Here is a 12,013-nt window from a genome sequence, read left to right as displayed (position 1 = left end):
CACTCGGAGCCGCGCCCGGTGTATGCGCTCTATACCGAGAAAGATAAGCTGCCGCTGAAAGTGCAGGTCTGTATTGATTATCTGACCGAGTATTTCAAACAGGTGGCGCAGCAGTATCAGCAGCATCGGAAAGGTTGAAGCAGGTCGCCATGAATGGCGACCCCACAACTTTAGGCGGTGCCGCCTACGGTGATTTTATCCAGCTTCAGCGTTGGCTGGCCCACGCCAACCGGCACGCTTTGTCCCTCTTTACCGCATACGCCGACGCCTTTATCCAGCGCCAGGTCGTTGCCGACCATCGAGATCTGCTGCATCGCTTCAATGCCGGAGCCAATCAGCGTGGCACCTTTGACTGGCGTAGTCACTTTGCCTTTCTCGATTAGGTAAGCTTCTGAGGTGGAGAACACGAACTTGCCGGAGGTGATATCAACCTGGCCGCCGCCGAAGTTCGGCGCATAAATGCCGTACTCCACGCTTTCGATGATATCTTGCGGCGTCGATTTGCCTGCCAGCATGTAAGTGTTGGTCATGCGCGGCATTGGCAGGTGCGCGTAAGATTCACGGCGACCGTTGCCGGTTGGATTGACGCCCATCAGGCGCGCATTCAGCTTGTCCTGCATGTAGCCTTTCAACACGCCATTTTCGATCAGCATATTGTATTGGCCCGGCACGCCTTCATCATCGACCGCCAGCGAACCGCGCAGACCTTCAATGGTGCCGTCGTCAACCACGGTACAGAGTTCTGAAGCCACCAGTTGGCCCATTTTGCCGCTGAATACCGATGTCGCACGACGGTTGAAGTCACCTTCCAGACCATGTCCAACGGCTTCGTGCAGCAGCACGCCCGGCCAGCCCGCGCCCAGCACCACCGGCAACATGCCAGCGGGCGCCGCAACGGCAGAGAGATTGACCAGCGCCATGCGCACCGCTTCACACGCCCAGGCATCGGCACGCACATCACCGCTCTCATCGGCGAGGAAGAATTCATAACCGGTACGCGCACCGCCGCCGCTTGAGCCACGCTCCCGTTTACCCTGATCTTCCACCTGCACGCTGATGGACAGACGCACCAGCGGACGAATATCTGCTGCCAGCGTACCGTCAGTTGCCGCCACCAGCACTTGTTCGTAGACGCCGCTCAGGCTGGCATTTACTTCCTGCACGCGCGGATCGGCAGCGCGCGCCACTTTATCAACGCGATGCAGCAGAGCAATTTTGTCTTCACGCGTCAGGCTATCCAGCGGATTAACGGGCGCATACAGCGAGCGGTTCAGGACCGCTGACAAGGTGTGCGCTTTGCCGTTGCCTTGTTCACGCACGATGCTGCGCGCCGCTTCAGACGACTGACGCAGTGCATTCAGGGAAATCTGGTCAGCGTAGGCGAAACCGGTTTTCTCGCCGCTAACGGCGCGGACGCCCACGCCCTGATCGATATGGTAAGAACCATCTTTGATAATTTTGTCTTCCAGCACCCAGGATTCGTGGAAACTGGACTGGAAATAGAGATCGGCATAATCCAGACGACGTTCTGAAAGCTGCCCTAACAGGGAGTAAAGGTCCTGCTGATTAATGCTGTTCGCAGTTAGCAACTGCTCACTTACCAGATTCAGAGTCATCGTTTCTCACTCATTATGTGCTCGGATAGTCATAGCCTGCGGCAATTACCCGACGGCGTCAAATTCACTTCTTATCGTCTTCGCGCGGTTTGCGCAGTACTTCATTGATTTCCGGCTTATCCAGCGGTCCGCTAATGTGATAACGCAGCAGCGAAATCTTATTCCACAGCGGCCCCAGCACTTTACTGGCGGCGAACACAGCTGCGCCAACCACCGGATTGATCACAAAGGCGGTGGCGACGCCAACCGAGGCGGAGATTTCTGGAGCGACCACCGCTTCCATGTCGATCTGACGCTTCACCAAATCGATGTTGCCCTTCATGGCGATATCCGCTTCCAGGCCATCCACCAGCAGGTTATCGGTGCGCATCACGCCGTTTTCAATCCACGCGGTGCCGTTAATCGAATCGAAATAGAAACCATCACTAAAGGTATCGCTGAAATCGAAGCGCATCTTACGTAGCAAGGCATCGAAGCTAAACAGACGCAGCAACTGTCCCGCGCGACCGGTATTAACATCGGCGATCTGGCCTTTGCCAAAGTGGCTTTTCAGCGTACCGCTCAGCGTCTCTACCGAGGGTTGCCACGGCGCAGAACGCCAGTGCAGATCGTAATCGAGTTTGAAGGGTGCGTCGCGCAGCGGCGTGTTCATGCCAAACCAGTTGGCGGCGTCATTGATATTGTCACCGCTTAGGCTGCCCTTCAGCGAAGTGCGCTGATCGCCGGGTTTATTCACCCATTCACCCGCCACGTTGAGCTTCGAGCTGCCAGAATCAATCGAAGCGTTAGTAAGTGCTAACGTATCGCCTTGCGGCTGCAGCTTCGCCTGCATGTGACCGAATTTCTGTCCGCGCAACCAGCACTCATCACAGTTAAGCTGCAACGCTGGCCAGCTGCTGAAGTTGATGCTGCTACTGTTACCGCCAAACGGCGATGATTTTCCCTCAGTTTTCTCAGCCCATTCAGGATTGTAGTAAAGATAGCTTAGGTTGATCTGCCACGGAGACTGCTGCGACGTCTGCAAACTGCCACGTGCTTCACGGCTCTCCAGCTGCAAACGCGTGTTGCCGCCTGCGCCCTGCGTGACAGTGGCGTTAACGTCGTGCCACTGCTGACCACCCAGCGTCAGCGCCGGTGTCCGCAGAATAAAGTCGCCAGGCAGCAGTGCGCCGCCCACTTCAGGTTCGCCTTGCGCATTGCGTGAACTGCCTGCGCCAGCCATCATCCCCATCCAGGCTTCGCCATCCAGCGGCGGGAGATTCAGCTCCATGCCGCGTTTTTCCGGCAGCTTCGGTGTGCTTTTCGCATCGTTAAGCCAGATACCGCGATCAACGCGCAGCTGCGGCTCCAGAATCCAGCGGCTATTGAAACGATGGTGATCGCGCACGCTACCGCTCAAGGTAAAACCTTTTAGATCGCCATCCGCGTTGATGGTAATCGGCATCGCTTCACCGGCCGCTTTATCCAGCGGCGCAGGTAAGTGACTACTTACAGCTTTACCCTCGCCTTGCAGTGCAACTTTGTAAGTCGCGCCACCTTTGTGCGGCAACGTGATGTCGACATTGCCCTGCCACGGTAAAGAGCCACCTAACTGACGCGTGATGGCGTCCGGCAGCACCTTGAGTTTACCTGGCTGCCAATCGCCCAACAGCTTGACGTTCACGCCAAAGTCGTTGGGATTCTCTTGCGTGCTAAAACTCACGCCGGTTGGCTGCCCGAACCAATTGGCTTGCAACTCTTCACTCTCCAGATTGCCGTTGTTGTAACGGAAGCGGCCGGTGAGATTGTTCAGCGTGGTTTTTAACGGTTTGATATGCAACGTGTTGTTGTTCAGCACCACATTGCCGCTGGCGTGCACCTGCTCGCCATCCAGCGGAATATCGAGATTGAGTTTGCCGCGCACATTGCCGCCAATCTGCAACTCCTGCAGCGCCGCACCGAGCGTTGGTTTCAGCGGCGTTTGCTCAAAATAGTCCGCGATTTTTTTGCCTTCGCCGCTGATATCGCCATCGATAATCAACTTCTCTTTCAGGTAATCCGGAATTACCGCGCTGACATTGCGCGCATCAACCTCGCCGAGCTTGGTTTGATCGGCTTTCATCCACAAACCGTTGTTGAGGAAGTCGAGATTGATGTCGAGATTTTCCAGTGCAGGCCAGCCCGGCTGGAACTGGAAGGTGGAGTTACGCAGCGGTACCCAAACCTCAAACATGCCGTCATTGTGTTTAAACGGGAATAGCGCGGGATCGCCAGCAAACAGCAGCGTGGCGTTATCCACCTGCCCGCCTTTAATCGCGTCACTGAGATAGTGCGTAAGATCGTGGCCCATCAGCCGCTGCGGGAAGTAGCGCCACGCATCGCCGGCATCGGTGACGCGAATCCCGGCGAGAATATCGAGGCGCGGCGCGGTCCCCAAATTCTGCTGATAGCGGAAATCGCCGCGTGCCCACAGCGAGCGCGCCTGCACATCCAGCTGATGTCCATCGAGCGTTAAGCCGTTGGCATCATGCAGCCAGTTAAGCTGGCCAGTGATCTGTTTAACTTGCAGCGGAGCCTGGAACATATCGCCGTACGGCACTTCCGCCTGACCCATCGCAACATCCAGCAAACCGTTGTTTAAGCTGCCGCTGGCGCTACCGCTGAGATTGCTGATACCCGGCAGCAATTCCCACTGTTGCCAGGCGAGATCGCGCCACTTCGCCTGCAAACGCGTTTGCTCCGGCTGCTGCAACGGGATATCCAGCGCCAGCGCATCAATGTGGCCGCGCGGTTGCAGTGAACGCCAGTTATCCAGCAAAGTGGGGGAAAGTGGCTTAAACAGCGGCACGATCGGTGCCAGACGTTCTAAGTCGAGTTGGGTGGCACGCACGCGCACTTCCGCCGCGCTGTTGGCGCCAATCATCTGCTTATCTTCCGGCTTCCACAGCAGAGAAAAATGCCCTGGCGCCCAGGCGATACCGTCGGTGCTTAAACGGGTTTGCGGTACCGAAAGGCTCCAGCCATTTTGGTAGCGCGACAAGTGCGCGGTTAAGCCATCGACCTGTAATTGATGATCGCCCTGCTCGCCGCGCCAGCGCGCGCCGCCTTTGCTCAGCAGCAAATCACCAGCGTAGAGATCGCCATCACGCAAATTCGCCCACGCAGCCAGACTGAAACGCGCGCTTTCAAGGCTGGTGTTGTCACGCAGCCACGGGCCAATCCACGGCCGCACATCAACATCATCGGCCTGCATCCAGATGCGGCCATCGCTGAGTAAGCCGTTGCTGTCGTTAAGATCGAGGCGCACCTGCACCACGCCATGTTGGCCGGTAAAACTGGAAAGGCTCACTTCGCCTTCAGCGCGGTGACGGGTATTTTCGTTCAGCCAGGTTAGGCGCGGAATCGCCAGTTCGGCGTGTTGGCCGGACGGCGTCAGAAAACGGATGCTGCTGTCGCGCAGATCGAAGTGATCGAACTGACGCAAAAACAGATCGTTGATTTGCGCCGGTTTGAAGCTGTTCTTCTGTTCGTCGCTGGTGAACAACGGATGGTTGGTTTCGAGATGCAGCTGCCAGAAGGTGAGATCGCGGAATTGCCAGCGCCAGTGCAGCAGCGATTGCCACACATTGAGCGCCAGATTGACGCGGCCGATGGTGAGTTGACCATCTTCCTGCATCGAGATGTTGAGATCGCGCACCTGCAGCGTTGGGCCGAAATTCTCCCATTTCCCTTGCAGTTCGCTGGCATCCACCGTGACGCCGCTGACGCGTGAGATCGTCTGCAGAATATCGCTGCGATAACTGTTGAGGTGCGGCATCACGAGGCGCAACCCGCTGACCAGCAGCGCCACAATTACGATGATTGCGGCGAGCAGCAGTAACAAAATCCTCGGCAACCGCCTCACACACCTCTCCTTGCTGTCCGTTGGCTTACGGAACTTAACCTCACGATCACATCATGACGACATCAAACTGCTCTTGGGTATAGAGCGGTTCAACATGAACTTTGACCTGCTTACCGACGAAGATTTCCACTTCCGCCAGCGCGTGTGACTCCTCGCCCTTCAGCGCGTCACCCACCGCCGGGGAAACGTACACCAGGAAGCGGTCAGAATCGTAGGCGTGATGCACGCGCACAATTTCACGCATGATCTCATAGCAGACGGTTTCCACCGTTTTCAAGGTGCCGCGCCCTTTGCACACCGGGCAATCAGCGCACAGCACATGTTCAATACTTTCACGCGTACGCTTGCGCGTCATCTCCACCAAACCCAGCGCCGAGAAACCGTTGATGCCGGTTTTCACCCGATCTTTGCTCAGCGCACTCTCCAGCGAATGCAGCACGCGACGGCGATGTTCGTCGTTACTCATGTCGATGAAATCGATAATGATGATGCCGCCGAGGTTACGCAGTCGCAGCTGACGCGCAATAGCTTGCGTCGCTTCGATGTTGGTATTGAAGATGGTTTCGTCGAGATTACGGTGTCCAACAAACGCGCCGGTGTTGATATCCACCGTGGTCATGGCTTCGGTTTGATCGATGATCAGATAGCCGCCGGACTTCAGCTCAACCTTGCGCTCCAGCGAACGCTGGATTTCGTTCTCAACGTCGAACAGATCAAAAATCGGCTGTTTGCCGCTGTAGAGCTCGAGCTTGCTAGCCATTTCTGGAATGTATTCGCTGGTGAATTCCACCAGCAAATCGCAGGTCAAACGCGAATCCACGCGGATGCGATCCAACGCCGCACCGGCGAAATCACGCAGTACGCGCTGCGCTAACGCCAGCTCACCGTACAGCAGGCAACGCGTCTGATTACGCTTTTTACGCTCGCTGACTTTGGTCCACAAACGTTTCAGGAAAGCGGCATCCTGCGACAGCTCTTCTGAACCAATGCCTTCGGCTGCGGTGCGAATAATAAAGCCGCCGAGATCGTCACAGTGCGCCGCAACCACCGTTTTCAGTCGTTCGCGCTCGGCTTCGGTCTCAATACGCTGTGAGACGCCAACGTGTGACGCGCCAGGCATGAACACCAGATAGCGCGAAGGCAAGGTAATGTCGGTGGTGAGGCGCGCGCCTTTGGTGCCAAGCGGATCTTTCACCACCTGCACCATCAAATCCTGGCCGGGACGCACCAGTTCGCCGATGTCGCGCACCACAAAATTTTTCTTCTCATCACCCGCCACGCATTCGGTGTGCGGCATGATGTCGGAGGCGTGCAGAAAGGCGGCTTTTTCCATGCCGATATCGACAAAGGCCGCCTGCATACCCGGCAAGACGCGACTGACGCGTCCTTTATAGATGTTGCCCACGATGCCGCGTCGTGCTTCGCGCTCAATGTGGATTTCCTGCAGAATGCCGCCATCAATGTAGGCAACACGGGTTTCCGAAGGTGTCACATTTACCAGCAGTTCAGCCGTCATCTTGTCCCCTTAACGCCCGCAGTGACTGAAAATGACTCAGCAGCTCACCGGTCTCAACCAGCGGCAATCCCACCACGGCGTGATAGCTTCCATTAATCTTGCGGACAAAATTGCCGCCAAGGCCCTGAATTCCGTACGCGCCGGCTTTATCCATCGGCTCGCCACTGGCGATATAGTGCGAAATTTCCTCCGCCGTCATCTTGCGGAAGGTCACGTCCGTGGTCACCAGGCAATCCAGTTCACGCTGTTTATCAGCCAGCGCTACGGCGGTCATCACCTGATGGGTTTGTCCTGAAAGTTTACTCAGCATCGCGGCGGCGTGCGCGGCATCCTGCGGTTTTTCCAGTACCTCACCGTTCAGTACCACAATGGTATCGGCACCCAGCACCGGCAGATCCTGCGGTGCTACCGCGACGCCCGCGCGCGCCTTATCTGACGCCAGACGACGCACGTAAGCTTCAGCCGCTTCTTCTGGCTGACGCTGCTCTTCTACGTGGGTAATCAGGCGTTCAAATTGCAGACCAAGCTGCGTTAACAGCTCACGTCGACGCGGTGAACCGGATGCGAGGTACAGGCTAATCATAGTATTCCTTACTGAACAGCGAATTGACGGCGAATCTTTCTCATCAATAAGAATAGCCAGGGCCACAGGACGCCGTCGACCACACTACTCCAGAAGATTTCCGGGCGGAATGAGACGTTGATCACCAGGAATTCTGCCCAGAAAACAATCACATCCACCGCAAGGGACAGCACCATAACCATTAATGCCTGCTGCCACAACGCTAAGTTTCGGAATAACTGAAATTTAAAGGCCACCAGATACGCGATGATGCTGAAAGCCAGCGCACGCACGCCCAGCGTTGAACCTGCCACCAGATCCATGATGCCACCGAGGAAAAAACCGGTGCCAACATTCACCCGATGCGGCAGCGCCAGCACCCAGTAAATCAGGATCAGCAACAGCCATGAAGGCCGGAACATGAAGATCTGTTCCGGCCACGGCATGATTTGCAGGATGAGGGCAATCAGAAAGGACAGCCAGATAACCCATCGGCCCTGGCTGCGATATCGACTCAAGGCTGGCCTCCGCGTGTGTTCGCAGAATTCCCTTGCGAACGACTGCTATTAGCGGGTTGCGGTGGCCCCATTTGCTGTGATGACTGCAAAGTATCTGGTGCCGGTGGTCCCATTTCGCCTGCTGGCGGCAGAACCTGCGGCATCATCTGCATCAAACGTTCGTTGGCAACGCGATGCACTTCGTCCGGCGCCATCGGTGCTACGCCGTTACGATCCGCGCCCCACAGCAGCAGCAGATAGCGCAAACGCTGCAAGCCAGCCGCTGGACGCGCCTGAATCACCGTGTAAGCACGCTGTGTATCGACTTTCACCGAGGAGACCACGCCAACCGGATAACCTTCCGGAAAGCGACCGCCCAGGCCAGACGTAACCAGCACATCGCCCACGCGAATGTCGGTGTTGCCCGGCAGATGTTCCAGCTGCAGATCTTCGCTGCAGCCATTACCGGCGGCAATCACGCGAATATCGTTACGCAACACCTGAATCGGCAATGCATGCGATGCATCGCAAATCAGCAATACGCGGCTGGTAACCTGACCAACCGCAACCACCTGACCGACAACCCCTTTATCACTGATCACCGGCTGACCTTCGTAAACACCGTTTACGCTGCCCTTGTCGATAACCACTTGATCGGTATAAGGATCGGTGCCGGTGGAGATCACCTGCGTCACCATCTTGTGCTCATCCTGGCGCAGCGGCGAGCCAAGCAGTTCGCGCAGACGCGCGTTTTCCTGCTTATATTGCCCCAGCATCAGCAAGTCACTGTTTTTCAGGAAGAGCTCACGGCGCAGTGCTTTATTTTCCAGCTCCAATTGCTGACGTGACGCCAGCGTTTCGGAAACGCCATCAAGAAGTTGTCTTGGCCCGTTGGCCAAAAAATAAAATGGACTGACCGACGTGTCCAGGTAGTTGCGAATCTGGGAAAAGGAGCTCACGCGGCTATCAGCGATAATAATCGCGATAGCCACAATGACTGCCAGAAAGAGGCGCAACTGCAGGGAAGGTCCCCTGCTAAAAATCGGCTTCATAAATTCTGCGTGTTCCTCGACATCAGGGAAGAAGCGTTAGCCGTATAGCCAACGCCTCCAGGGCTGGACGCATCTCGCCGTCGTGCGTTGCAGCAGCAGCGTCAGCATAGGCGCTATTCCCTGCGCAATTTGACCAGGGCCTTAGCCGTTGAGGAATTACTCCTCGCTGAACAAATCGCCGCCATGCATGTCGATCATTTCCAACGCTTTACCACCGCCGCGAGCTACGCAGGTCAGCGGATCTTCTGCCACGACCACCGGAATACCGGTCTCTTCCATCAGCAGGCGATCCAGGTTGCGCAGCAATGCGCCACCGCCGGTCAGCACCATACCGCGCTCGGAGATGTCAGAAGCCAGTTCTGGCGGGCACTGTTCCAGTGCGACCATCACCGCGCTCACGATACCGGTCAGCGGTTCCTGCAGCGCCTCAAGAATCTCGTTCGAATTCAGGGTAAAGCCACGTGGCACACCTTCTGCCAGGTTACGGCCGCGCACTTCAATCTCGTGCACTTCATCGCCCGGATAAGCAGAGCCGATACCGTGCTTGATGCGCTCCGCAGTCGCTTCACCGATCAGTGAACCGTAGTTGCGGCGGACATAATTAATAATAGCTTCATCGAAGCGGTCACCACCAATACGCACAGAAGAGGAGTAAACCACGCCGTTCAGCGAGATCACTGCCACTTCAGTGGTACCACCACCGATATCCACTACCATCGAACCGGTCGCTTCAGAAACCGGCAGACCTGCACCAATCGCCGCAGCCATTGGCTCTTCAATCAGGAAGACTTCGCGCGCGCCTGCACCTTGTGCAGACTCACGGATGGCACGACGCTCAACCTGGGTCGCGCCCACCGGTACGCAGACCAGCACACGTGGGCTTGGACGCATAAAGCTGTTGCTATGCACTTGCTTAATGAAGTGCTGCAGCATTTTTTCGGTGACGAAGAAGTCGGCGATAACGCCATCTTTCATAGGACGGATAGCAGCGATATTGCCCGGCGTACGGCCAAGCATCTGCTTAGCGTCATGACCGACAGCCGCTACGCTCTTTGGGGAGCCGGCACGATCCTGACGAATAGCAACCACAGAAGGCTCGTTCAACACGATGCCTTGTCCTTTCACGTAAATCAGGGTATTCGCGGTACCCAGGTCAATGGACAAGTCATTGGAAAACATGCCACGAAATTTTTTAAACATACTAAGGGATAATCCTGCAAGCTGGGGGCGGAAAATAAAATCCGCCTACTTTACCAACCACGCGAAGCCGCTACAAGGCGCAAAAACGTTCTGCTTCGGTGAAAAAATACGCTGAATACTTTTTTGGCCTGATCGTAGGGTCTTTTGCCGTAGTTAAATGGCGTTAACACGCCGTTTTAACCTAAATTCTCCCAGCGATAGCGGGCAAATTTCGACATAAAATCTAACATTTCCAGCCGCCAGCATCGCGCGCTCCGGCACAAATAAGCGAGAAAAACAGCCATCAGCCCGCTGTTCGCGCGCTGAAGGTTTAAATTCGATAACGTTGCGAGTGTTTCTTTACATTACTGTTGACCGGCAACGAGGGCGCAAAGAAATCGCCTTGCCCGCCAGAAACACCCAATCCTGACAGCGTTTGCCACTCCGCGCGCGTACGCACACCTGCGGCGAAAACCTGCGTCGGTGATGACTTACACACTTCCAGCAAACTCTGCACAAACAGTTGGTTCTCAGTACGTCGCTCAATATTGCGTACCAAACCCGGCGCAAGTTTAATCACTTCAATCGGGAATTGCTTGATATAAGCACTGCTCACCACCGTCAATCCGGCCTGATCCACCGCAATGCGACAGCCAAATGCCGTTAACATATGGAAAACCGGCACTAAACGGCTGATGTGTTGACAAACATCGGCCTCAGCAAGTTCAAATAAAAAACGTTTTCTTTGCGATTTGCTGCACTGCAGCAGCAGTTTTTGCAGCCAGCGCTGGAAAGGCCGCTGCAACAGCGAGTCAATATTCACTGGTAGTGCCAGGGTTTCATCCGGCCACATTTCAGAGAGTGCTGCAATGCGCGCCACCAGTTGGCGATCCCAGCTATCGGTCATACCCAGCTGCAACACCAGCGGCATAAACTCCGCCGACACCACTTCTTTGTCGCCATCGAACACGCGCGTCAGTAATTCGCGATGATGGACTTTTCCATCCAGCAGCACCGCCGGTTTTTGGTACATTCGCGGGCCACCACGATTGAGCGTGTTCTCCAGCAAGGTCCGCCAGCGCACGCTGCCGCGCCCCATGTCCAGCGTATTGCCTTCGCCAACCGACCAACTATTACCGCCCTGCAGTGCCGCACGCCGCGTGGCCATCTCCACATTTTCCATCACCTGCGAGACACTTTGTCCGCTGCGCCACGCGCTGATGCCAATGTGGATCAAATCATCGCGATCGACCATGCGCATCGGCGGCAGTGAATCGACGGCATTAATCAGTTGATCGGCAATGCTATTGGCTTCTTTTAAAGTGCGATGCGGCAGCAAGACGGCGAAATCACTGCGGAAATAACGTGCCAGCAGTGCGCCCGGATAGCGCAGCACAAAGGTCGAAAGCATATTGATCAGGTCAAACAGATACTCTTCCACCAGCGTTGGGCCAAGGGTTTCGTGCAGCGTATCGAGATCCGGCAGGCGCACCATCATTACCACGCCGTGCGTGCCGACATCTTCCTGATCTTCCAGCAACGTCGCCAACTGGTTATCGAAGAACAAACGATTGTTGAGACCGGTACGCGGATCCTGCGCCGCAAAGGTGCGAATTAAGGTATCGATGCGCAAACGCTGCTCGCCCGCTTCCTGCAAATCGCCCAGAAGTGTATCGATGGCGCGACTGGCTTTCGGCGGCCATTCCGC

General features: G+C 56.0%; 8 protein-coding genes and 1 pseudogene. 1 reads left to right on the top strand and 8 read right to left on the bottom strand.

Annotated elements, in window-relative coordinates; genetic code table 11:
- Positions 1–138 (top strand): annotated as a pseudogene (locus RTY00_RS10130) (transcriptional regulator); the annotation flags it as partial.
- 32 nt (positions 139–170) lie between these two features.
- On the opposite strand, the gene tldD reads toward RTY00_RS10130, so the two are convergent.
- The 8 genes from tldD to csrD form a co-directional block, all read right to left on the bottom strand.
- A complete protein-coding gene (tldD, locus tag RTY00_RS10125; RefSeq protein ID WP_312664338.1) occupies positions 171–1,616 on the bottom strand; it encodes a metalloprotease TldD in 1,446 nt (481 codons plus the stop codon).
- Between the two features lie 64 nt (positions 1,617–1,680).
- Positions 1,681–5,499, bottom strand: coding sequence for an AsmA2 domain-containing protein YhdP (yhdP, locus tag RTY00_RS10120; protein ID WP_312664337.1), 3,819 nt, complete (start codon positions 5,497–5,499; stop codon positions 1,681–1,683).
- A 46-nt stretch (positions 5,500–5,545) separates the two neighbouring features.
- Positions 5,546–7,015 (bottom strand): ribonuclease G, encoded by a 1,470-nt coding sequence (gene rng / locus RTY00_RS10115; protein WP_061720203.1) that lies wholly within the window; start codon positions 7,013–7,015, stop codon positions 5,546–5,548.
- Entirely contained in the window at positions 7,005–7,598 is a 594-nt protein-coding gene (locus RTY00_RS10110; protein ID WP_008101985.1) for a Maf family protein, read from the bottom strand. The genes rng and RTY00_RS10110 overlap by 11 nt, the downstream gene beginning before the upstream one ends.
- A gap of 8 nt (positions 7,599–7,606) precedes the next feature.
- Positions 7,607–8,095 carry a rod shape-determining protein MreD gene (mreD, locus tag RTY00_RS10105; protein ID WP_008101987.1) on the bottom strand — a complete coding sequence of 163 codons (489 nt, stop codon included), beginning with the start codon at positions 8,093–8,095 and terminating at the stop codon, positions 7,607–7,609.
- Positions 8,092–9,126 carry a rod shape-determining protein MreC gene (mreC, locus tag RTY00_RS10100; protein ID WP_008101989.1) on the bottom strand — a complete coding sequence of 345 codons (1,035 nt, stop codon included), beginning with the start codon at positions 9,124–9,126 and terminating at the stop codon, positions 8,092–8,094. The genes mreD and mreC overlap by 4 nt, the downstream gene beginning before the upstream one ends.
- A gap of 156 nt (positions 9,127–9,282) precedes the next feature.
- Positions 9,283–10,326, bottom strand: coding sequence for a rod shape-determining protein MreB (gene mreB / locus RTY00_RS10095; protein WP_007891976.1), 1,044 nt, complete (start codon positions 10,324–10,326; stop codon positions 9,283–9,285).
- 310 nt (positions 10,327–10,636) lie between these two features.
- Positions 10,637–12,013: RNase E specificity factor CsrD (gene csrD / locus RTY00_RS10090; RefSeq protein WP_312664336.1), on the bottom strand; the 1,377-nt coding region annotated here is incomplete at its 5' end.

Origin of the sequence: Pantoea sp. CTOTU49201 (genome assembly GCF_032054795.1) — a bacterium.
GTDB lineage: Bacteria > Pseudomonadota > Gammaproteobacteria > Enterobacterales > Enterobacteriaceae > Pantoea > Pantoea symbiotica.
Note: the sequence above shows the minus strand (reverse complement) of the source record. Positions and strands in the feature narration are given on the sequence as shown.